Annotated in this window: 19 protein-coding genes; 11 read left to right on the top strand and 8 right to left on the bottom strand. The window is 57.2% G+C overall.

From position 1 onward, the window contains the following. Positions 1-222: 222 nt before the first annotated feature. Positions 223-1,173 (bottom strand): DUF1471 family protein YdgH, encoded by a 951-nt coding sequence (gene ydgH, locus FHC49_RS13285; RefSeq protein ID WP_220440004.1) that lies wholly within the window; start codon positions 1,171-1,173, stop codon positions 223-225. A gap of 525 nt (positions 1,174-1,698) precedes the next feature. Between ydgH and pntA the strand changes: the two genes are divergently transcribed. From pntA to FHC49_RS13300, 3 genes are all read left to right on the top strand, one after another. Further along, positions 1,699-3,228 carry a Re/Si-specific NAD(P)(+) transhydrogenase subunit alpha gene (pntA, locus tag FHC49_RS13290; protein ID WP_220440005.1) on the top strand — a complete coding sequence of 510 codons (1,530 nt, stop codon included), beginning with the start codon at positions 1,699-1,701 and terminating at the stop codon, positions 3,226-3,228. 11 nt (positions 3,229-3,239) lie between these two features. After that, positions 3,240-4,628 carry a Re/Si-specific NAD(P)(+) transhydrogenase subunit beta gene (pntB, locus tag FHC49_RS13295; protein WP_220440006.1) on the top strand — a complete coding sequence of 463 codons (1,389 nt, stop codon included), beginning with the start codon at positions 3,240-3,242 and terminating at the stop codon, positions 4,626-4,628. A gap of 135 nt (positions 4,629-4,763) precedes the next feature. Next, entirely contained in the window at positions 4,764-4,952 is a 189-nt protein-coding gene (locus tag FHC49_RS13300; RefSeq protein WP_035895467.1) for a YdiH family protein, read from the top strand. Positions 4,953-5,059: 107 nt separating this feature from the next. Here FHC49_RS13300 and uspE read toward each other — a convergent pair whose 3' ends face one another. The 3 genes from uspE to ogt all read right to left on the bottom strand — a co-directional run bounded on the left by uspE (position 5,060) and on the right by ogt (position 7,705). Beyond that, entirely contained in the window at positions 5,060-6,010 is a 951-nt protein-coding gene (gene uspE, locus FHC49_RS13305) for a universal stress protein UspE (protein WP_185666212.1), read from the bottom strand. 230 nt (positions 6,011-6,240) lie between these two features. Further along, complete coding sequence (fnr, locus tag FHC49_RS13310) at positions 6,241-6,993, bottom strand: fumarate/nitrate reduction transcriptional regulator Fnr (RefSeq protein WP_015964308.1); 753 nt, start codon at positions 6,991-6,993, stop codon at positions 6,241-6,243. 196 nt (positions 6,994-7,189) lie between these two features. Next, positions 7,190-7,705: a methylated-DNA--[protein]-cysteine S-methyltransferase gene (gene ogt, locus FHC49_RS13315; RefSeq protein WP_220440007.1), complete on the bottom strand. Its 516-nt coding sequence runs from the start codon at positions 7,703-7,705 to the stop codon at positions 7,190-7,192. A 590-nt stretch (positions 7,706-8,295) separates the two neighbouring features. Here ogt and smrA point away from each other — a divergent pair. Further along, positions 8,296-8,859: a DNA endonuclease SmrA gene (smrA, locus tag FHC49_RS13320; protein WP_185666214.1), complete on the top strand. Its 564-nt coding sequence runs from the start codon at positions 8,296-8,298 to the stop codon at positions 8,857-8,859. Here the strand turns inward: smrA and FHC49_RS13325 are convergent. Then, positions 8,856-9,662 carry an IclR family transcriptional regulator C-terminal domain-containing protein gene (locus FHC49_RS13325; protein ID WP_220440008.1) on the bottom strand — a complete coding sequence of 269 codons (807 nt, stop codon included), beginning with the start codon at positions 9,660-9,662 and terminating at the stop codon, positions 8,856-8,858. The two genes, smrA and FHC49_RS13325, sit on opposite strands and share 4 nt — an antisense overlap. A 168-nt stretch (positions 9,663-9,830) precedes the next feature. Here FHC49_RS13325 and FHC49_RS13330 point away from each other — a divergent pair, with 168 nt between their 5' ends. The 7 genes from FHC49_RS13330 to FHC49_RS13360 all read left to right on the top strand — a co-directional run bounded on the left by FHC49_RS13330 (position 9,831) and on the right by FHC49_RS13360 (position 16,221). Continuing rightward, entirely contained in the window at positions 9,831-10,520 is a 690-nt protein-coding gene (locus FHC49_RS13330; RefSeq protein WP_185666216.1) for a 3-oxoacid CoA-transferase subunit A, read from the top strand. Positions 10,521-10,530: 10 nt separating this feature from the next. After that, positions 10,531-11,187 carry a 3-oxoacid CoA-transferase subunit B gene (locus FHC49_RS13335; protein WP_185666368.1) on the top strand — a complete coding sequence of 219 codons (657 nt, stop codon included), beginning with the start codon at positions 10,531-10,533 and terminating at the stop codon, positions 11,185-11,187. Positions 11,188-11,196: 9 nt separating this feature from the next. Continuing rightward, positions 11,197-12,399: a 3-oxoadipyl-CoA thiolase gene (gene pcaF / locus FHC49_RS13340; RefSeq protein WP_185666369.1), complete on the top strand. Its 1,203-nt coding sequence runs from the start codon at positions 11,197-11,199 to the stop codon at positions 12,397-12,399. A 9-nt stretch (positions 12,400-12,408) separates the two neighbouring features. Then, positions 12,409-13,755, top strand: a complete 1,347-nt coding sequence (locus FHC49_RS13345) for a 3-carboxy-cis,cis-muconate cycloisomerase (protein WP_220440009.1) — start codon at positions 12,409-12,411, stop codon at positions 13,753-13,755. Next, positions 13,752-14,516 carry a 3-oxoadipate enol-lactonase gene (gene pcaD / locus FHC49_RS13350; RefSeq protein WP_220440010.1) on the top strand — a complete coding sequence of 255 codons (765 nt, stop codon included), beginning with the start codon at positions 13,752-13,754 and terminating at the stop codon, positions 14,514-14,516. The genes FHC49_RS13345 and pcaD overlap by 4 nt, the downstream gene beginning before the upstream one ends. Beyond that, positions 14,506-14,895 (top strand): 4-carboxymuconolactone decarboxylase, encoded by a 390-nt coding sequence (gene pcaC, locus FHC49_RS13355; RefSeq protein WP_220440011.1) that lies wholly within the window; start codon positions 14,506-14,508, stop codon positions 14,893-14,895. Before pcaD ends, pcaC begins: the two co-directional genes overlap by 11 nt. 78 nt (positions 14,896-14,973) lie before the next feature. Next, the gene (locus tag FHC49_RS13360) at positions 14,974-16,221 is read left to right on the top strand and encodes a putative acyl-CoA thioester hydrolase (protein ID WP_220440012.1); all 1,248 of its coding nucleotides are present in this window, start codon (positions 14,974-14,976) and stop codon (positions 16,219-16,221) included. A 94-nt stretch (positions 16,222-16,315) separates the two neighbouring features. Here FHC49_RS13360 and FHC49_RS13365 read toward each other — a convergent pair whose 3' ends face one another. The 3 genes from FHC49_RS13365 to FHC49_RS13375 form a co-directional block, all read right to left on the bottom strand. Then, positions 16,316-17,749, bottom strand: coding sequence for an aldehyde dehydrogenase (locus FHC49_RS13365; protein WP_220440013.1), 1,434 nt, complete (start codon positions 17,747-17,749; stop codon positions 16,316-16,318). A gap of 131 nt (positions 17,750-17,880) precedes the next feature. Continuing rightward, the gene (locus FHC49_RS13370) at positions 17,881-20,004 is read right to left on the bottom strand and encodes a virulence factor SrfC family protein (protein ID WP_220440014.1); all 2,124 of its coding nucleotides are present in this window, start codon (positions 20,002-20,004) and stop codon (positions 17,881-17,883) included. Further along, positions 20,001-22,982, bottom strand: coding sequence for a virulence factor SrfB (locus tag FHC49_RS13375; RefSeq protein WP_220440015.1), 2,982 nt, complete (start codon positions 22,980-22,982; stop codon positions 20,001-20,003). The genes FHC49_RS13370 and FHC49_RS13375 overlap by 4 nt, the downstream gene beginning before the upstream one ends. Positions 22,983-22,984 lie beyond the last annotated feature (2 nt).

The following is a 22,984-nucleotide window of genomic DNA, read 5'->3' on the forward strand; positions in this document are numbered from 1 at the left end:
TTGGCGAAATCGCATAAAAATGGAGGATTGCGCTGAGGCGGCGATTTTACGGAGTGCGGTGCATACATGCAACAATGTATGTCCTAAAAAGTCATGGTATCGGGTGCAGAAAGATAAAAACGTATGGCGTGATGGGCCGGTGGTTTAAAAAAGGGGACTATACGTGAAGAAAGGATCGTGATGAGAAAAAAGCCGGTGATAAATTCACCGGCTTTTATGAGATTACTTGTACAGGTCGGCGCTGATGGTGACGTTGCCGCCACGCTCCTGCCACTGACGGGTAATGTGGTAGTACTTCGCACCTTTCTTCGCGGCGCGCTTCGCGACCTGGTAGGAAACCTCGGTCATGTTGCCGTAGTTACCGGTGAACTTAACGCTGTCGAACGGAACCATCTGCGCGGCAGCCACTTTGTTCAGCTCTTCAACTTTGGTGCCGTCCGGCAGCGTGACACTGTAACGTCCGCCTTTAGAGGACTGCGTTTCGAAGAAGCGACCTACGCCAGTGCCTGCGCCTACGGCTGCAGTCGTCGCAACGCCTGGGATTTCAACCTGTTTGGCGGCTTCGCCACCTTCCGCCAGCGCCTTACGGCCAGCGTCGGAGTCGGCTGGAATCGCATCTGGGCTCTGCAGAACGCGTTTTTCTGCATCGGCCTTATAGATGTACGCGGTGACGCGCTGGTTGCCACCGTCGTTCGCATCAACCTGACGAACGATAAAGAATGATGCCGCACCTTTAGCCTTCGCCGCTTTGGTAATGGCGTCGTTCACTTCTGGCTGGCTGCGGTAGAAGCCTTGCACGGTGACGGTGTCATATGGCACCAGCTCAACGGCCTGATCTTTTGGCAGCTCAACGATGCCGTTGATCACGCGGTTTTTCGGTGCATCTGCTTTTGTTGCATCGGCTTTGTAGAAATCAGCCGTTACGCGCCAGTTCCCGCTGTTGCCGAAATCAGAAGTGTCGACAACGTAAAAGGAGGCTGCGCCGTCTTTGTCCGCTTTACGGGATACCGCCTGAACGGCATCGCCAATGGCGTTAAAACGGCCGGTAATCACGACACGGTCATAGGGCTTCAGTGCGGACGCTTGCTCCGGGGTCAGCTCTGTTGCTGCTTGAGCGGACATGGCCGCGGCAGTCAGCATGGCGGACACGAGGAGGGTGTTCTTAAGCTTCATAAAAATAATCCTTCGCCTTGCGCAAACCAAATTCGGGAAATGGTGTAAACGGGAAACGCCTGATTATGGCATTGAAATGACTCTACTGTCTGCGTCATTTTTAACTTCAGATGCGAAGCCGATGACGGTTTTGGATAACTTTTCCTGATATGTTGAAAAAACGGGCTCTTGACCAGAAAAACCGGTCAACCATATGACTTTTTTAAGTTAATGGAATGTTAACTGGTATATCCCGCCCGCGAATAATCATGTTTTCACTCCTCGATGAAGCGATTTATTAGGCTCGCTTAGTCAATCGGGGGTAAATATCGCTGTTTGTAACCGTCACCACTCGGTATTTGGCATTTAATGCAAAAATAGTGTTTTTCGGAGCTAGATCACAATCGGGATTTTCAGTAGGTTATAGACAGTTTGTTACTGTTTTATTTACTCAGGTTGCTCGCCTGTTTGTTCGCTGACGGGTCATCCGCAACATACTGACAAAATGGCAAACCATCAAATTAGAACCGATGTAAGGGAATAGTTATGCGTATTGGTGTACCAAAAGAGAGGTGGGCCCAGGAAACGCGAGTCGCAGCAACGCCGAAGACGGTGGAGCAGCTGCTTAAGCTCGGTTTCAGCGTGGCAATTGAAAGTGGTGCAGGAAAACTGGCAAGTTTTGATGATGACGCGTTTGTTCAGGCCGGAGCCGAAATTGTCTCTGGCGATGCGGTCTGGCAGTCCGATGTTATCCTCAAGGTTAACGCACCGCTGGACGAAGAGATTGCGCTGCTGAACTCAGGCACTACGCTGATTAGCTTTATCTGGCCCGCGCAAAACGCCGAGCTGATGGAGAAACTGGCCGCCCGCAATATCAACGTGATGGCGATGGACTCCGTGCCGCGCATTTCCCGCGCGCAGTCGCTTGATGCCTTAAGTTCGATGGCTAACATCGCCGGTTACCGTGCGATTGTTGAAGCGGCGCACGAGTTTGGTCGCTTCTTTACCGGTCAAATCACTGCGGCAGGGAAAGTGCCTCCGGCGAAAGTGATGGTGATTGGTGCTGGTGTCGCAGGCCTTGCGGCGATCGGTGCAGCAAACAGCCTCGGCGCAATTGTGCGAGCCTTCGATACGCGTCCAGAAGTGAAAGAACAGGTGCAGAGTATGGGCGCCGAGTTCCTTGAGCTGGACTTTAAAGAAGAAGCCGGCAGCGGTGATGGCTACGCGAAAGTGATGTCCGAAGCGTTTATCGCGGCGGAAATGGCGCTGTTTGCCGCGCAGGCAAAAGAGGTCGACATCATTGTGACTACGGCGCTCATTCCAGGTAAACCGGCGCCGAAGCTGATCACCCGCGAAATGGTTGATTCCATGACCCCAGGCAGTGTGATTGTTGACCTGGCGGCGCAAAACGGCGGTAACTGCGAATACACCGTGGCAAACCAAATCGTCACCACGCCAAACGGCGTGAAGGTGATTGGCTACACCGACCTTGCGGGTCGTCTGCCGACCCAATCCTCCCAGCTTTACGGCACTAACCTCGTTAACCTGCTGAAGCTGCTGTGCAAAGAGAAAGACGGCAACGTCACTATCGACTTTGACGACGTCGTGATTCGCGGTGTGACCGTGATCCGCGAAGGCGAAGTCACCTGGCCGGCGCCTCCGATTCAGGTTTCTGCTCAGCCTCAGGCGGCGAAGAAAACGGTTGAAGAGCCGAAAGAAGCGCCGAAACCGGCTTCGCCGTGGCGCAAGTATGCGCTGATGGCGCTGGTGATTATTCTGTTCGGTTGGCTGGCGAACGTCGCGCCGAAAGAGTTCCTCGGCCACTTTACGGTGTTTGCGCTGTCCTGCGTAGTGGGTTACTACGTAGTGTGGAACGTTTCTCATGCCTTGCACACGCCGCTGATGTCGGTCACGAATGCCATCTCCGGCATTATCGTGGTGGGCGCGCTGCTGCAGATTGGCCATGGTGGCTGGGTCAGCTTCCTGAGTTTTATCGCGGTATTGATCGCCAGCATTAATATTTTTGGTGGTTTCACCGTCACTCAGCGCATGCTGAAAATGTTCCGCAAAGGATAAGGGGTTAACAAATGTCTGGAGGATTAGTTACAGCTGCATACATTGTTGCCGCGATCCTGTTTATTTTTAGCCTGGCAGGGCTGTCAAAACACGAAACGTCCCAGCAGGGCAACTACTACGGTATTGCCGGGATGGCTATCGCCCTGATTGCGAACATCTTCGGGCCGGATACCAGCAACGTAGCGTGGATTCTGCTGGCGATGATTATCGGCGGCGCGATTGGTATTCGCCTGGCGAAGAAAGTTGAAATGACCGAAATGCCGGAGCTGGTGGCGGTTCTGCACAGCTTCGTTGGTCTGGCGGCGGTGCTGGTTGGCTTTAACAGCTATCTGCAGCACGAAACCGGCATGGAGCAGATTCTGGTCAATATTCACCTGACCGAAGTGTTCCTCGGCATCTTCATCGGTGCAGTAACCTTTACCGGTTCTATCGTGGCGTTCGGCAAGCTGTGCGGCAAAATGTCTTCTAAGCCGCTGATGCTGCCAAACCGTCATAAGCTGAACCTGGCGGCGCTGGTGGTCTCCTTCCTGCTGCTGGTGGCCTTCGTGCGTACCGATAGCGTCGGCACCCAGGTGCTGTGCCTGCTGGTGATGACCGTTATCGCGCTGGCCTTCGGCTGGCATCTGGTGGCATCCATCGGCGGTGCGGATATGCCGGTAGTGGTCTCCATGCTGAACTCCTACTCCGGTTGGGCGGCGGCGGCGGCGGGCTTTATGCTCAGCAACGACCTGCTGATCGTCACCGGCGCGCTGGTGGGTTCTTCTGGTGCCATCCTGTCGTACATCATGTGTAAAGCGATGAACCGTTCGTTCTTCAGCGTTATCGCCGGTGGTTTTGGTACCGATGGTTCCTCTACCGGTAGCGACGAAGAAGTGGGCGAGCACCGCGAAATCACCGCGGAAGAGACGGCTGAAATGCTGAAAAACTCCCATACGGTGATCATCACCCCAGGCTACGGCATGGCGGTGGCGCAGGCGCAGTACCCGGTGGCTGAAATTACCGATAAGCTGCGCGCGCGCGGCATTAAGGTGCGTTTCGGTATTCACCCGGTTGCCGGGCGTCTGCCGGGTCACATGAACGTGCTGCTGGCGGAAGCGAAGGTGCCTTACGACATCGTGCTGGAAATGGACGAGATTAACGACGACTTCTCCGATACCGATACCGTGCTGGTTATCGGCGCGAACGATACCGTTAACCCGGCTGCGCAGGACGATCCGAAGAGCCCAATCGCTGGGATGCCGGTTCTGGAAGTGTGGAAGGCGCAGAACGTTATCGTCTTCAAACGCTCAATGAACACCGGCTACGCAGGCGTGCAGAACCCCCTGTTCTTTAAAGAGAATACCTCTATGCTGTTTGGCGATGCCAAAGCCAGCGTGGACGCGATTCTGAAAGCGCTCTGATAGATAATGTGAATGATAAGCCGCCGCGTCAGCCTGACCGGCGGTTTTTTATTTGTGGCTTGATTGCTTTTGGTCAAAAATTGCGCGCTCATCGGTGTTATACTACTCAACGTCGTCCACACCTATGAGGAAATTATGGATACCTTGTTATCGCCTGCACAACTGGCCATCGAATATCTCCGCCGTGAAACCACGCCGTTAACCCCCGCACAATATCTGAAACGCGTTAAGCAGCTTGAGCTGGAATTTGCCGACCTGATGTCGCTTTCCGCGATTGAGCTTAAAGAAGAGATCGATTTTGCCTGGCGACTAGGGCTCCACTGATAGGTGTGTCGTTTGTAGCCCGGCCGAGCAACGTGACGCCGGGGAATCTACTCCAGACAGAAAAAAACCGGCTTGCGCCGGTTTTTTTATTACCATCATCAGGAGCGTTAATCGTCCTCTTCGTCATCCATCTCCACCGGCGTCTGGTAATCGTTCGGCTTAATCGCCAGCAGATCGCAGCGCAGATGGTCAATGACCTGTTCCGCGGTATTACCGAGGAACGCCGCCGAAATACCGGTACGGCCAACCGTGCCCAGCACCACGATACCGGCATCCAGATGCGCGGCTAAGTCTGGGATAACCTCTTCAGGCAACCCTTTCTCTACGTGGGTGAACTTCTCATCAATGCCGAATTTCTGACGCAGTGATTTCATCGCCAGCAGGTGCTGCCCGCGAATGGCATCGTTATATACGCTTGGGTCAAAATCAGGCAGTTCGATGGCAATATTGATAGGGGTAACAGGATAGGCGCCAATCAGGTGCACTTCGGTATGGTTGACCTGCTCTGCCAGTTCTATTGTCTCTTTTACCAGTTTCTCGTTCAGCGCGTTGTGATACTCCTCTTCGCTGGCGAGGTTGACGGCCACCAGCGCTTTACCGCCTTCCGGCCAGGGCTGATCTTTCACCATCCAGACCGGGCAAGGGCATTTACGCAGCAGGTGCCAGTCGGTAGGGGTAAAAATAACCGACTCAAGCTTGTCGTGCTGGTGCGCCATTTTCAGCAGCAGGTCGTGACCGCCGCTGATGACCTCCTGGATAATCGCCTCAAATGGACGATTGTGCCACACCACTTTAATCTCCAGCGGAACGCCTGCTTCCAGGTAGAATTTCGCCTGCTCGCGGATCCATGCGGTTCGCTGGCTAATTACGCCCTGGCGCATTGCGGTGCGCTCGTCAGGAGACAAAAGGGTGGTCATTTCATAAGAGAAATCATAGATAGGCAAAAAGGCTTTGATGCGACCGCCAATCCGTTGATGCAGATAAACGGCACGGCGCAGCGCAGGCTGATCGTCCTGGTTAGGATCGATAGCAACGAGCATATTTTGATACTTGGCCATACAGGTCTCCTTACAGCTGTAACCACAGTTTGTAAGTAAAAGATAACTCATATATGGAGAATGAAACAGGGGATAACCTTTGCCAGATCAATAAACAGGATAAATTTGATGTGCAGAAAGGCTAACGCTAAGCGTGACTGGGTGGAGGGAAAACGGGTCAGTTTTGTCTCATAGACAAAATAAAAAACCCCGAAGATTCGGGGTTTTCAGGCAAATAAGTGCAGAACCTATCAGGCAACGTTACGAGTATGACCCGCCAGCACCGCCAGCGCGTCGCTGTTTTCGATGGTGATGTATTTGCCTTTTACCGCCAGCATGCCGCTTTTCTGGAAACGACCCAGCAAACGGCTGATGGTTTCTACCGTCAGACCGAGGTAGTTACCGATATCGCCTCGGGTCATGGTCAGGCGGAACTCACGAGGAGAGAAACCGCGCTGCGCGAAACGGCGTGACAGGTTGTAGATAAAGGCAGCCAGACGCTCTTCCGCGTTTTTCTTCGACAGCAGCAGGATCATGTCCTGATCGCCTTTGATCTCACCGCTCATCAGACGCATCATCTGCTGGCGCAGGTTCGGCATCTTACCGGACAAATCATCCAGCGTTTCGAACGGGATCTCACAAACCATTGAGGTTTCCAGCGCCTGAGCAAAGCTAGGGTGATGACCTGTCCCGATGGCATCAAAGCCTACTAAATCACCGGCCAGATGGAAGCCCGTAATCTGCTCATCACCCTGTTCGGTGATGGTATAGCTCTTGATAGTACCGGAGCGAATGGCGTACAGAGACTTCAGTTCATCACCGGCCTTGAAGAGGGTTTGCCCTTTCTGGATGGGCTTTTTGCGCTCGATAATATTATCCAGCTGATCAAGCTCATGCTCATTAAGAGTGAACGGGATGCAAAGCTGGCTGATGCTGCAATCCTGACAATGGATAGCGCAACCGCCAGACTGAATGCGTCGTATAATTCTCTTTTCCGGGATCATAGGTCTGCTCAAGCCGTAATTGATATTAGTCAATTTTAACATCTTTTTATGGAGCAGGTAAGTCTCGGCGTAGGGATTCACCCAATATTAAAAAGGGATAGTTCCTGTAGTGGTTTATATTATTGATATACATCAATAATTTTTCGGTGCGATTGTGAAAGGGGAGGCAAACATCCCGGCTATAAGGCACAGAAAATCAAAGTAGCAGGTAACCTTCATGGCGCAGAAGCCACTCTTTGCGCTGTACGCCGCCCGCATAGCCGGTCATGGTGCCGTTGCGGCCAATCACCCGATGGCAGGGCACGACAATGCTGACGGGGTTAGAACCATTGGCGGCGCCCACCGCCCGTGCTGCACCGGGGCGACCGAGCTGTTCGGCAAGCTGACCGTAGTGCATGACCTGCCCGCAGGGGATAGTGCGTAAGGTCTGCCACACTTCACGCTGGAAATCCGTGCCGCCAGTGGCCGTTGGTAATGTGTCAATAATGGCAAGATCACCCTCAAAATAGTCTGCAAGTTTCTGGCTGAGCCCGCCTGGGTTACGTGAAGCCACTCTGGTATAGCCCTGTTGACGGTAGTGAATGTCCAGCAACTGCTCCATGCGATCGCTATGTTCTTCCCACTCAATCGCCCGCAGGTGAAAATTTTCGTCACAAAGGATCCACAACGGCCCAACCGGTGTAGCAATTTTATCTTCGAGCAAAGTCAGCATCAGTACGCTCTCATTGAAGTGAATTATTCCTATACTCCACCATACCATGTGAATGCGAACCTTCTCTATACCTCAGATGTGTAACCCCATAAATTAAGAGGATTGTTTATTTTCTAGCGGGAGAGCGTGGATAAATAGAGAGATAAATAAAAATGGGAGCGCGCGATAATATAACATTATGACCGAGGGTTATAAGTAATGCATTGATAATCATAGCCAATGCTGGTTTTTATAGGTGCGCGGAATAAAAATCGGGGCCTGTCGACATCGCCAGACCCCGCAGCAACCACACAATTGTATCCGTACTGTCGCCCACTTTTGCTCCGAACAGCGGGTATTACTATTTATAACGGGTTCGCGTTAATTTTCCAGATAATTCTTGGTGATTTATTTCACGTATTGGCAATGCGCCGCAAAAATTAATTTTCAATATACAATGTTTAAGCACGCATTAATTTATTCAAATAAATAATGGGTTGCGAATGAAAATATTTGAGTGATGAGAAAGCAGACAATGTGCCGACAACGCATTGAGCCTGCCCGGCGACCCCGCTATAGTATGCGCCAGACGTAATGAAGGGGGACGACTCATGAATCTTGACGACAAATCGCTGTTTCTTGACGCCATGGAGGATGTCCAGCCGCTGAAGCAGTGCCATGATGTTCACTGGCAGCCGGCCCGTAATACGCGCGCTCGACAGCAGATAGACACGCTGCAGCTGGATAATTTTCTCACTACCGGTTTTCTGGATATCGTCCCGCTTGCCACGCCGCTGGAGTTTAAACGCGAAGGGCTGCAAACCGGCGTACTGGATAAGCTTCGGCTAGGCAAATATAGCCAGCAGGCCAGTCTGAATCTGCTGCATCAGCCGGTCGAAAAATGTCGGCAGAGCCTGTTTGCCTTTATCCACCAGGCGCAAAAAGAGAATCTGCGCAACGTGCTGATTATTCATGGCAAAGGCAAAGAAGATAACTCCCACGCCAATATCATTCGCAGCTACCTGGCACGCTGGCTGACCGAATTCGACGAGGTACAGGCGTTTTGCAGCGCGCTACCGCATCATGGCGGCAGCGGGGCGTGCTACGTTGCACTGCGAAAGTCGGAAGCGGCAAAACAGGAAAACTGGGAGCGCCACGCCAAACGCAGCCGCTAGCGCAGCAGCAAACTCAGCTCAGAAGCCGCTTTTTGCAACTCCGGCAACACCCGCTCTAACAGCTCAGCGGCGGAAACCTGCCCGGCATGTACGCCGACGTTCAGCGCCGCTTCCACGTGCCCTTGCGGATTAAACAGCGGCACCGCCAGCGAACGCAGGCCCATTTCTAACTCCTGGTCGTTTAACGCATATCCTTGCTGACGAACGGCTTTCAGCTCGCTACGCAGTTTGGCAACGGATGAAATGGTCTGCGGGGTATAGCGAATCATGGTGATGCGCGCCAGCATATCGTTAAGTTTCTCTTCCGGCTGATAGCTCAGCAGAACACGCCCCATCGAGGTTGACCACGCGGGCAGGCGGCTACCGATATCGAGATCGATAGTCATAATGCGTGAGCTGGAGGCCCGCGCGATATACAGAATATCATCGCCGTCAAGGGTCGCTATCGAACAGGACTCATTGAGCATTTCACTTAAATGCCGCAGCACCGGCTGTGCCGAACGCGCCAGCGGCGTTGAGGCTAACCACGCGTGGCCGAGGGATAAAATCCGCGGACGCAGCTGAAAGTTTTTGCCGTCTTCCGCATAGACAAACCCGAGCTTGCCCAGCGTATACAAGCAGCGGCGCACCGCTGCACGTGGAATACCCGTCTTCTGGCTAATTTGTGAAATCGACAGCACCCGACGCTGCGGCGTGAAGGCCTGAATCACCTCCAGCCCGCGCGCCAGCGAAGCCATAAAGTTCGGGTCACCTTTAAACGGGTCGCTGTCGCCCGTCAAAATATCGTCTGGATGTTTCTCCACTTTTTCTCTCCGTTTATGCCGCCGATCACATTCTTCAGCTAAACATACACGATGTTCGATAATCGCACCATATTTCGATTATCGCCCTTGACCAGCATCGTTAAGCGGGTCACATTTTGTGCGAACAACGAATATAAGTGCGATAACCGCACATCAAGGAGCAACCTGATGATCGATAAAAGTGTGTCGACGCTGACTGATGCCGTTGCGGGTATCCACGACGGGGCGACGATAATGATTGGCGGCTTTGGGCCTGCCGGGCAGCCGACGCAGTTGATTGATGCGCTGATTGAGCAGGGCGCACGCGACCTGACCATCATCAACAATAACGCCGGTAACGGTGAGATTGGCCTCGCGGCGCTGCTGAAAGCCGGACGCGTGCGTAAGATGATCTGTTCATTCCCACGCCAGGTCGATTCGCAGATTTTTGATGACCTCTATCGCCGCGGCAAAGTGGAGCTTGAGCTGGTACCGCAGGGCAACCTGGCGGCGCGCATTCAGGCCGCTGGCGCCGGGCTTGGGGCAATTTTCACCCCGACGGGCTACGGCACACCGCTAGCGGAAGGCAAAGAGACGCGGGAAATCGACGGTCGCCACTATGTGCTGGAATACCCGATTAAAGCAGATTTTGCGCTGATTAAAGCCCATCAGGGCGATCGCTGGGGCAACCTGGTGTATCGCAAAGCGGCGCGTAACTTTGGGCCGATCATGGCGACTGCGGCAAAAACAACGATTGCCGAAGTGACTAATTTAGTGGCGCTGGGAGAACTGGACCCGGAAAACGTCGTCACGCCAGGTATTTTTGTGCAGCGCGTTTTCTCGCTGGAAAATCTCAACGTCCAGGCACTGCGCGCCTAAGGAGCCCATGATGCAAAAACTCTCTCGTGACGATATGGCTAAACGTGTGGCGCAGGATATCCCGGAAGGGGCCTACGTCAATTTAGGTATCGGTCTGCCGACGCGCATCGCCAACTACCTGCCGACGGATAAAGAAGTCTTCCTGCACAGCGAAAACGGCCTGCTGGGCATGGGCCCGAAGCCCGCACCGGGGGAAGAAGACCCGGAATTGATTAACGCGGGTAAAGAGTTCGTCACCTTACTGCAGGGCGGCTGCTACTTCCATCACGGCGACTCGTTCGCCATGATGCGCGGCGGCCACCTCGATATCTGCGTACTGGGTGCCTATCAGGTTTCCGCCTCTGGCGACCTCGCCAACTGGAGCACCGGCGCGCCGGACTCGATTCCTGCAGTCGGCGGCGCGATGGATTTAGCCGTTGGCGCGCGTCAGGTCTTCGTGATGATGGACCACCTCACGCGCGACGGCGAGTGCAAGTTGGTTGAACACTGCACCTATCCGCTGACCGGCGTAGGCTGCGTTAGCCGTATCTATACCGACCTGGCAGTGATCGACATTACCGCCAGCGGTCCAGTGGTGCGCGAAATCTTTAACGGTCTCTCTTTTGAAGAACTGCAGCGAATGACCCCGGTAACGCTTTCCTATAATGCCGTAGCGGAAATCGCTTAAGGAACAATGATGAATCAAGCATTTATCTGCGACGCGGTCCGCACTCCGTTCGGTCGTTTTGGTGGTACTCTGGCAAGCGTCCGCGCGGACGACCTGGCGGCGCTGCCGTTGAAGGCCCTCATCGAACGAAACCCGGGGCTTGATCCGGCTCGTATCGACGACGTGATTTATGGCTGCGCCAACCAGGCGGGTGAGGATAATCGTAATGTCGCGCGTATGGCGCTGCTGTTGGCCGGGCTGCCGGAAACGGTGCCGGGCACCACCATTAACCGTCTTTGCGGCTCCAGCCTGGACGCCATCGGCGTGGCGGCGCGGGCGATTAAAAGCGGCGAAACGCAGTTGATGATCGCAGGCGGCGTAGAGAGCATGTCGCGCGCGCCGTTTGTGATGGGTAAAGCGGAAAGTGCCTACAGCCGCAGCATGAAAATGGAAGATACCACCATCGGCTGGCGCTTTATTAATAGCCAGATGAAAGCGCGCTACGGCGTGGACTCAATGCCGGAAACGGCGGAGAACGTGGCGACCGATTTTGCCATTGCGCGCACGGATCAGGACGCGTTTGCCCTGCGCAGCCAGCAGCGTACCGCGCTGGCACAGGCCAACGGCGTGTTTAACGATGAATTAATCCCGGTGCACATCCCGCAGCGCAAAGGCGAGCCGCTAATTTTCACTCAGGATGAGCACCCGCGCAGCACCTCGCTTGAGGCGCTGGCAAAATTGAGAGGCGTGGTGCGCCCGGATGCCACCGTTACGGCGGGCAATGCCTCCGGCGTTAACGACGGTGCCTGCGCACTGCTGCTGGCCAGTGAACTGGCGATGACGCAGAACGATCTTCAACCGCTGGCGCGTGTGGTGGGTATCGCCACCGCCGGGGTGGCACCGCGCATCATGGGCTTTGGCCCGGCACCGGCGGTGCGTAAAGTCCTGGCGCAAACCGGGTTAACGCTGGCGCAAATGGATGTTATCGAGTTGAATGAAGCCTTCGCGGCGCAGGCGCTGGCGGTGCTGCGTGATTTAGGGCTGCCGGACGATGCCGCGCACGTCAACCCGCACGGTGGGGCGATTGCGCTGGGCCATCCGCTGGGGGCGTCGGGCGGGCGACTGGCGATGACAGCCGCCTACCAACTGCGTCGTACCGGCGGGCGCTATGCGCTCTGCACCATGTGTATCGGCGTAGGCCAGGGGATCGCGCTGATTATTGAACGCGTATAAGGAGCTGGAATGAGTGTGTTGACCCCGCTATTGCGCACCCAAGCATTAACGGACATGTTCAGCGATGAACGCCTCGTTCAGGGGATGCTGGATTTTGAAGCCGCGCTAGCAACGGCGCAGGCGCGCTGCGGCGTGATCCCGAACGCGGCGGTGGAGCCCATTACCGCTGCCTGCCGGGCATCGCTCATCGACCTGACCACGCTGGCAACAGCGGCGGCAAGCGCGGGCAATCTGGCGATCCCGCTGGTTAAACAGCTTACCCAGCGGGTGAAAAATACCGATCCGGAGGCCGCGCGCTACGTCCATTGGGGCGCGACCAGCCAGGATGCCATTGATACGGGGTTGATGCTCCAGCTCCAGCAGGCGCTTGGCGAAACGGAAACGCGGCTTGCGCGGCTTATTAGCGTGCTGGCTGAACAGGTAATGCGTCATCAGCATACGCTGCTGCCGGGTCGCACCTGGATGCAGCATGCGCTGCCCATCACCTACGGGTTGAAACTGGCGGGCACGCTCGATGCGCTGCTGCGCTGGCAGGAACGGCTGGCGCAAATGCGGCCGCGCGTTCTGGCGCTGCAGTTTGGTGGCGCGGCGGGCACGCTGGCATCGCTAAAAGAGAAGGGGCCGGAAGTCGCACAGGCGCTGGCCGCTGAGCTGAACCTGATGCTTCCCGATACGCCGTGGCATAGCCAACGCGACAGGCTGATTGAACTGGCGAGCTGGTACGCCGGGCTGTGCGGGACGCTGGGCAAATTTGCCAACGACTTTGCTTTAATGATGCAAACGGAAGTGGCGGAAGTGAGCGAACCGATAGCCGAAGGGCGCGGTGGTTCTTCCGCGATGCCGCATAAACGTAACCCGGTGAGCTGCGCCGCGATTCTGGCGGCGGTGACCAGAGTGCCGGGGCTGATGGCAACGCTATATGCTAGCCAGATTCAACAGCACGAACGCGCGTTGGGCGGCTGGCAGGCGGAGTGGGAAACGCTGCCGCAGTTGGTGATGCTGGCGGGCGGGGTGCTGGAAAACAGCGAATACCTGGTAAAAGGGATGCAGGTGAATACGCATAAAATGCACGATAACCTGGATATTACCCACGGTCTGGTGATGGCGGAATCGGTCACCCAGGCGCTGGCGGCGCATCTCGGTAAAGCCGATGCTCACCATCTGATTGAAACGATTTGCCACCGGGCGATTGCGCTTGATTGCCCGCTACGACCGCTGCTGGAAAACGATCCGCTGGTGAGCCAGCATCTTTCTCCAGAGCAACTGACGCAGCTACTGGACCCGGCAAACGCAGTCGGTAGCGCGGACCACTTTGTGCGCCAGGTATTGGCGCGCTTTCAGGAGTTAGGGACATGAATATCCATTATCGCCTCGACGGACCGGAAAAGGCACCGGTACTGGTGTTATCAAACTCACTGGGCACCACGCTCTCCATGTGGGACGCGCAAATGCCCGCGCTGACCGAATACTTCCGCGTACTGCGCTACGATACGCACGGTCACGGGCAAACAACCAAACGCGGAAAAGTGACGCTGTCACAGCTTGGAGAGGACGTTATTTCGCTGCTCGATCACCTGAATATCGACCGCGCCAGCTTCTGCGGCATTTCGATGGGCGGCCTGACCGGGCTGTGGCTGGCGCGCTTCGCGCCGGAGCGTTTTGACGCCGTTGCGGTGGCGAACACCGCCGCGAGGATTGGTGAACAAGCAGGCTGGCTCTCCCGTGCGCGCACCGTGCGCAGTGAAGGCATGGGCGTAGTGGCTGCCGGTTCCGCCGACCGCTGGTTTACCCCGGCGTTTCGTCAGCATCAACCGGCAATAGTTGAACAGCTTTGCCATCAACTGGCTGAGTCCGAAGCCGAAGGTTATGCCGAGTGCTGCGATGCGCTGGCGGCGGCGGATCTGCGGGCAGAAGTGGCGGCAATTACCGTGCCGATGCTGATCATCGCCGGTGAGTATGACCCGGTCACCACCGTGGACGATGCCGACTATCTGCATCAGCAAATAGACGGCGCGTTCCAGGTTGAACTCCCGGCTTCGCATCTCTCAAATATTGAAGCCAGCGACGAATTTAACGCCGCGCTGGTATCGTTTTTACGGAGGAATCATGGCGGATAACGAACGTTATCAGCAGGGAATGGCGGTACGACGCAAAGTGCTGGGCGATGCCCACGTTGACCGCACCGTGGCGAAACTCTCATCGCTGAACGAAGAGTTTCAGGACTTTATCACGCGCTACGCCTGGGGTGAAACCTGGACCCGTCCGGGGCTGGATCACCACACGCGCAGTATGATAACCATCGCCATGCTGATTGCGCTGAACCGTGAAGCCGAACTGAAAATGCATCTGCGCGCGTCGTTTAATAACGGCGTCACCCGCGATGAGCTGAAAGAGTTGATTATGCACTCGGCGCTTTACTGCGGGCTGCCCGCAGCAAATGCCACCATGCATCTGGCTCAGCAGGTGTTTGATGAGATTGACGCGGAGAAAGCGTGATCGCGCAGTGAAAAAATAAAACGCAGTTCCATTATTATCGGTAATCCTTTTCTGTTTAACATTGTTAATGGAGAACCGATGACAAGACTACGTTACCCAGGAATGGCGACGCTGCTCTGTATGCCGCTGGTGCTGCAGGGCTGCGTCGCTTCCTCGTCAACCGGCACGGCCAGTCGGCCGCAGTTGACGGCGCAAGAAGCTTCCGGCTATACCGCCGAAAACTACTTTGCTCGTGGCGGAATGCTCAACCATCTTCAGGGCGCCTGGCAGCCCAAGCCCATCGTTCCCGATAACGATACTCCGTGGCGGGTAGCAAAGTCCGGTGCGCCGTTTAGCGATATTCAGCAGGCGATTAACGCCGCCATCGCCCAGCACAACGGCCAGGACCGTCTCTATATCCGAATCGATCCCGGTGTTTATAGCGGCACGGTTTATATTCCTGACGATGCGCCTCCCATCACCCTTTTTGGTACCGGTAAACAGGCAGAAGCGGTGCGCATTGAGTTCGCGCTGGACTCGCAGTTTAGCCCGGCAAAATACCGCGAAATCGTCAACGCCAACCGCTATCCGCCGAGCTCCCCGGCCTATTATCAGTATGCCCTGTGCGCTGGCAGAACCAGCGCGCTGATAGGCACCAACTGCGCCGCCGTATTCTGGGCGCAAAGCCATGATTTGCAGCTCTATAACCTGACTATCGCTAACAGTTTGCTGGATACGGTTGACGGCGGCACCCATCAGGGTGTGGCGCTGCGTACCGATGGCGATCGCATTCAGCTCCAGCGCGTCCGTCTGCTGGGGCGTCAGGATACGCTGTATCTCAATATCAGCGACCGTAAAAATGATGCGCTGACCGATCGTCTTTATCGCGTCCTGGTGCAGGACAGCTACGTGGAAGGGGATGTGGATTACGTATTTGGCCGCGCTAACGTGGTGTTCGACCGGGTGCATTTCCACACGGTATCCAGCCGCCGCTCGCCGGAAGCCTATGTGCTGGCCCCCAACACGCTGCCGGATAACCCGTACGGATTCCTGGTGAAGAACAGCCGTTTTACCACCGACGACGGATATAAAGGCACGTTTAAGGCCAAGCTTGGCCGTGCGTGGGATCAAGGGGCAGGGAAAACGGGTTACCTGCCGGGCAAAACGGCAAACGGGCAGGCGTTGATTGTCGATAGCACCGTTGATAGCGGCTACGACGCACTGTCGCCGTGGGGCGCAGCGGCCACCACGGCGAGGCCGTATAAGGCGAATGCGGAAACCTCACGGCAGCTTAACGACGTGCATTTCAACCGCTTGTGGGAGCGGAATACGCATTGGGAGAAGTAGAGCCGGTGCCTCCCTGGAGTCGGCTGCGCCTCGTCCGGGCTACATATTCGCGATGTAGCCCGGCCAAGCGAAGCGCCGCCGGGATCGCTGCGGGTCAGAACGGCAATTGTCTTGGCTGCGTCTGCATCGTAATCCAGCGCAGCTCGGTAAACTCATGGATCCCCGCCCGTCCGCCAAAGCGACCGTAGCCGGAATCTTTGGTGCCGCCGAAAGGCATCTGCGCTTCATCGTGTACCGTCGGGCCGTTAATGTGGCAGATCCCCGTTTGCAGGTTCTGCGCCACGTTCCACGCCCGCGCGGTATCGCGACTGTAGACCGCCGACGACAAGCCATAGGCACTGTCGTTGGCAATCCGTACCGCGTCCTGCTCATCGGCCGCGCGGATCACCGCTTTGACCGGGCCGAATGACTCTTCATGCCAAAGGCGCATGGCGGGCGTGACGCCGTCCAGCAGCGTTGCCGACATCAACGTTGAATCCGCTTTTCCACCGGTTAGCAGCGTTGCGCCGTGCGCCAGCGCGTCGTCAATCAGCGCATTGCAGCGATCCACGGTTTTCTTATCGACCACCGACCCTAACAGCCCGTCCGGCAAGCCGTTCACCCGCTTAACCAGTGCGTCAATAAACGGCTCGGCAATGGCCTGTTCAACGATAATGCGTTCGGTCGACATGCAGATCTGTCCGGCGTTCGCGAACGCGCCGAAGGTTGCCCCGGCGGCGGCCTGGTCGATATCGGCGTCATCCAGCACCAGCAGCGGCGCTTTACCACCCAGTTCCAGGACAACGGGTTTGAGGTATTTCGCGCAGGTCTGCGCAATGAGGCGGCCAACCGGTGTCGAACCGGTGAAGTTAATCCGCCGCACGCCGGGGTGGGCAATTAAGCTTTCGACCAGCGTGGGTGCATCCTGCGGAGCGCAGGTCAGATAGTTCACCACCCCCGCCGGGAACCCCGCCGCCGCCAGTGAATCGATAATCAGCCCTTGGGTGGCAGGCGATAGCTCAGAACCTTTGAGGATCACCGTATTGCCGCAGGCAAGCGGCGTGGCGATAGCGCGCACCGCCAGAATAATCGGCGCGTTCCACGGCGCCATGCCGAGCACCACGCCAGCGCCCTGACGGGTGGCCATCGCCAGATTGCCGGGAATATTCGATGGGATCACCTGACCGTCGATCTGCGTCGTTAACGCTGCGGCTTCGCGCAGAATTTCGGCCCCGAGATGTACGTTAAACCCGGCCCACTGCGGCGTGGCACCCGTTTCTGCGTTCATGGCGGTGATAAACTGTTCGCTGCGTTTTTCCAGCTCATCGGCGGCAGCCAGCAGCAATCGACGGCGTTCACCGGGAGGGGTATCGCGCCACTGTGGGAATGCGGCAGCGGCGGCATCGGCGGTGCGGGTGGCATCGGTCAGCGTGGCGGCGGGGGCGACGCTAGCGACGGTTTGCGTCACCGGATTCAGACGGGTAAAAGTGGCGGCGTTTTGCGCAGCGCACGCTTCGCCGTGAATAAACAGGGTACAGGTGATGGTCATGGCAGCCTCTTATCGACTCGGGTTATCCATCGAGTGTAAAGAGGCGTGGGCAGGTTGAATATCCATCAGGCGGATTTCGCACGCTTTTTTTCAGCTTTTGAAAGCGGTTCACATCCTTGTGCCGCCGAGGGTTACCTGAGAAGGGCGTGCAGCCGTTGCTGCGCGTCGTCGCGCAATGCCAGTAGATTGACCGCGTCACCCGGTTCAATGCTGCGGGCGTAAAGCGCGACCAGCCAGTCATAGACGTAGCGGGTGGCGGCGTGCACCGGCTGTTCACCAAGCTGGGTTAAACGCGTGCGCGACGCTGCTGTCGGTTGAACAAAAATAGCGCTGCCTTTCGCAATACGGCTGGCCGGGCGCTGTGCCACCGGCTGCTCGGCATAACCCAGCCAGTTAATAAAGTTGCCGATAATCGCGCGAAGCTGGGCTGCACCAGCCTGTTGCTCGGCGCTGGCGCGTCGTAGCTGTTGCCCGAGCGACAGATGCTGGCTGGCACTTAGCAGAGACAGCGCCAACTGCTGCTGAGTGTCGCTGCTGAGCAGCGCATGCGGCTGGCGGCTCCACTGGCGCAGATGTTTGCACCACAGCGCATAGGCCTGTGAACCATTATCCTGATGCGTCAGCGGGTTTGACGCGATGGCCTCCGGCGCGGCAAACAGGTCTACCGCGTCGTTAAACAGGCCGCTCACTTTTTCTTCGCGCTGCTGCTGTACCTGACAAAGGGCATCGAACGCCGCCAGTTCAGGTAACAGACTCTCCAACAGTTCGCCGTGGCGGGCCGCGTGGGTTTGCAGTTCGCGGATCATGGTCTCGACGCGCGCTTTATCCGGCTGCGCAGGCGCCAGCAGCGGCTGGCATAGCGTCCGCAGCTGTTGCTGACGGGCGCTACTGATAGCCGCAAAGCGACGCTGGCGTAATTCCGGCTGCGAAGCCTGCGACAACCACTCAATCAGGCGCTGCAGACTGCTGTGGTCCAGCGCCTGCAGCGTACCCCAGTGTTGGCCCGGTTTACCGACCAGTTGCTGAATGGCTTCATCAAAATGGCGTTTGTGGATGAAGCGATCGTCCTCTGGCGTAATCGCCCATACCAGCCCCGGCAGCTTGTTTTCCTGCACCGGCTGGGTTTCATTCACCCAGCGCAGCAGGGTTTTGGCAGATGACGGGATCGCGCTGCGCTGCGCTGTGGCGTTGCAGGTCAGCAGGATATCCGGCTGCTGCTGCTGGCGATAGTAGTCGAGCAGCCAGCGACATTTGCTGGCCCACAGCGGTGTCTCATCGGTCAGTGGCGGTACGGGAATGTCGATGATATCTACGTTATCCAGTACGCCGTGTTCGGTACTGAGCACCAGTTCCAGGGTCAACTGCGCCAACGTGGTTACCGGGACGCTTACCGCATTCTGGTAGCCATCGCTGGTCAACGGGTGCACCAGCACCGCGTCGTCGCTTTCGCCACCTGGCGTTAAGAAAGCGTCCATTGGCAGGGTAAAGGCATCGACCAGCAGGCTCAGCGGTGCCATCACTTCGCGGCGATTGCCGAGTTGATGCAGCGTGTGCGCCAGCGTCAACCATTGCTGGGTTAACTCCTGCTGTTCGCCCCAAAGCAACGACCAGGCGCGGGCGCGGGCGCTGAGATCCAGCGACGGCAGCAGATGGGCAAACTGATACCACAATGCATCGTCAATCTGCTGATAGTTGCCCGGTAAGGTATCGCGCCAGAATCGGCTGATGGCGGCGATATCGGTGGCGGTTAGCCCCGGCACCGGCTGCGGCTGGCGCAGGCTCTGCCAGCCGCGCAGGCGTTCGGTAATCACGCTGCTGTCCGGCGGGCGAATATCGCCGCGCTGCCAGGCATGGGCGATAAACAGCTGTACCAGCTCTGCTTCGCGCATCAATTTCAGGCGTAGCGGGAAGGCATCGTCCGGCGTGGACTGGTCGCGGCTAAAGCGCAGCGCCATTTGGGTCAGGCTATGGCCGGGATTGATATGGCTAAAATAGTCGAGCGTTTTGCTACCGCTCTGCACCGTTAAGCGGCCTTCGCCGCTGCCGCACAGCGTGCGCAGCAGGTGTGCTTTTGAGGGCTGGGAATGGCCGAACAGCGCAATGCTGGCGCGGCAGTTGAGCGCCTGCTGGTGGGATTGCTGCTGCGCATCGAGGGCGAGCAGGCGGATAAGCAGGGCATCGGCGTCATCATCCAGCGCCGGGTGCGCGAGTCGCTCAGTGGCAAGCCAGTCCATTACAGCGTTTACAGTGGTCATTTCAGGAATACGCTCCCGCTATCAATCCAGTAATGGCTGCCGCTATGACGGCGGTCGGCCAACGTATTTAGCTTCAGGGTCAGGGCATCCGGCGAAACCGGCGTACCGTCCTGCAACCACGCATCGCTCAGCACGAACGCCTGTGGCGCTTCGTTTTTGCTGCCGCCCTGAAGCTTGAGGCGAACCTGCAGTACGCCATCTCCGGCAATGGCGCGAGCCAGATTCGGTGAGTTGATGCTCAGGGTATACAGCGGCGTGGCGGGCCAGCGGGTATTTGCGAGCTGGCGGAAACCGAGGGTGACGTTACCGCGCAGCGGGAAATGCAGGCGGGCGTCAAGCTTTGCGCCCGGCTTGTCGAGATCAAGGTCGTGGTACCAGATGTTCTCGTCACGCAGGGTATTCACGGTTTTATCCAGCACGCCGAGATAGCGCACGGTGGAGTAGGCACCGATATCCGCAGCCTTAAAGTTGAAGTGCGGCAGACGCAGATCCAACGCCAGGCTGCACAGCATCGCGCCGACGGCGGCGGTTGATTTCGGGTTGCCAATACGGCCCTGCTGGCTGAACGGATACCACTCGTGAACGTGATATTTATCCAGCCACACCATGCGGTTCACCGGCACCGGCTGGAGATAACGAATCAGCGCCTGAACGCCCGGCAGGCAGCCCGGTCGCCCGGTGACCAGCAGCACGTCGCAGCTGTAGTGGGAAATGGCTTCACACAGCGCGTGCAGCGGGCCGGCAAGAGTAAATTCGCCCGCCAGCATTGCCGACTGAAGGCTGCTGAAGGTGACTTCCAGCGGCACGGCGAGAAGATCAAACGGTGCACTCCCGGCGGGCAGCGCATGCTCGATGGCCTGGCCGACGTAGTTCATCACGTTGCGGGTTGGCGTTTGTGATAACAGCTCGCCAAAGGTGGCGTGCAGCCCGGCCAGCGGATCCTGCACGTCGCTTTGCTCCCATGCGGCGAGAATGGCATGGCCAATCGGCATAAACAGTTGCAGCGTGGTCTGCTGACGCAGTACCGCCTGAGTGTCCAGACGTCCGGAATCGCCAAACAGCGTGGCCATCAGCGCTTGCGCATCGGCGACGCCGGATTTTTGTAGCTGGGTTTGCAGCGCAGGGAGAACACAGCGCTGAATAATATCCAGCAGCACGTCATCCCCGGCGATTTTAAATCCTTCGCGGAACAGCAACTGCGGGGTGATTTTGACGTTGCCGCCAATACCATCGTCCAGTTGATACTCGGCAATCGCCATATCGGTGGTGCCGCCGCCGAGATCCAACGAGGCGATGCGCAGCGTGCGGCCAGCAGTTTCGCCCGCTTCCGGCTGACGATCCGGACGCGCCATCGCGGTAAACAGCGCTTCGGTTTGCCCGGCAAAGTGGGAAATGGCTTCGTTGTACAGCCACACCAGTTGGCCGCAGCTGGCTTCATCCCACTCCATATGAATTTTCGGGATTGGCACGACGCTTTTTTCCTGCAGACGAACGTTGGCAAAATCGTCGTCCTGCGGGTGCCAGCCCATCGCTTTCCACACCAGCGCGATAGCTTCAAACATCCGGCGGCGGAAAATCTCGCGTTCCTGCTTCGGCATTGCTGATGGCAGGGTGAGGATCAGCGTACGCAGCTGGCGCGGCGAGGCCGGGAAGCCCAGACGCAGACGGGTGGCTACGCTGTTGATCTGTCCCAGCGCCTGTGCCAGCAGTTCGCAGAGCATATGGGTCATCAGGGTACTGCGGCTGTACTGCGGCGAGAAGACCGGCATGCGTTCGTCCGGCGGCAGGGTAAACAGCGGCTGGCCTTCGTCGTTCATCAGGTTCATCAGCGGGAAGGCGGTTGCCAGCGGTTCACGCTGAGTTTTGCTGTTCATCTGGCTAAAGCGCCAGTCCTGGACCGTCGGCGTTTCGTCCCACAGGTAGCGACGCGGGCTGGAGATCCCGCTATAGCCTTCGGTGCCAGCGCGCTGCATCGCCAGCTTGCGGGCTTCATCACCCACGCGTACCAGAGAAGGCCAGATAAAGACGTCTTCGCGTCCGCTTTCTACCGAGAAATGTTGCTTACCGAAGCGGGATTCCGAGAACTCGACCCGGCTGGTAAACAGCGGTTCGTTCAGGTACTGCGGCTCGCTGAGCGACCGCACCTGCAGCTCGGCGGTCTGGCGCAGGCCATCGTTAGCATCGCCGTGGTCTTCAATGATCACGCCGCAGGTGTGGGTGTTGCCGACATCGAGAATTAAATCGACCGGAATGGCGGGCGTGCTGAGGGTGGCGGTGACCATTTTAATTTCCGGCACCGTCAGCTGTTCGCCGAGCAGCGCCAGAATGTTCATCCAGTGGCCCTGGTATTCAAAGCTGCGCAGCGCCTGAGCAATGTCACGCTCGCTGCGGGTTTCATGGACGGAGGTGGTTTGCTGAAACACTTCGCGTAGCCAGCCGTCAATCCAGGTCTGGTCGAGGAAATCGGCAATTTCATTATCGCGCCAGGCCAGCGCAAAGCGGGTGCCGTTCAGCAAATCGCCCGCCACCGGGGAGAGCGATGTGGCGTCATCCGGGCTAATCTGGCTGTCGAACGCCAGCGTCACGCGGTGGGTATTACCCGCGCTGTCCGGCTCCGCCAGCTTTCTTATCTGCACACGCGCCCAGTTATCCGGCCCTTCTACGAAGGTGCGCGGTGGGTTAAAGCGCAGGAACGGCAGCGGCAGCCAGACGCCGTCAAGCAGCGTCAGCGAGTGGTGCAGGGAGAGCGTTGATTCGGGTTTGACCACTTCCGGCGCGCGGCCGGGTTCACCTGGCAGGGTGTAGCGCTGGTTGACCACATCATAATCGAGGCGCAGCAGCGGGCCGTTGGCGGTTTTGCGCACGAAGCGCCCGTGCTGGAGCGACTCCTGCGGGCTGAGACCGAAATCGAGGAACTGCACGCCGCTATTGGCAATCAGCGTAACGCTCTGTTTGTAATCGCAAAGGGTGACCAGCATGG

Origin of the sequence: Kluyvera sp. EC_51 (assembly GCF_019584505.1) — a bacterium.
GTDB classification, from domain to species: Bacteria; Pseudomonadota; Gammaproteobacteria; order Enterobacterales; family Enterobacteriaceae; genus Kluyvera; species Kluyvera sichuanensis.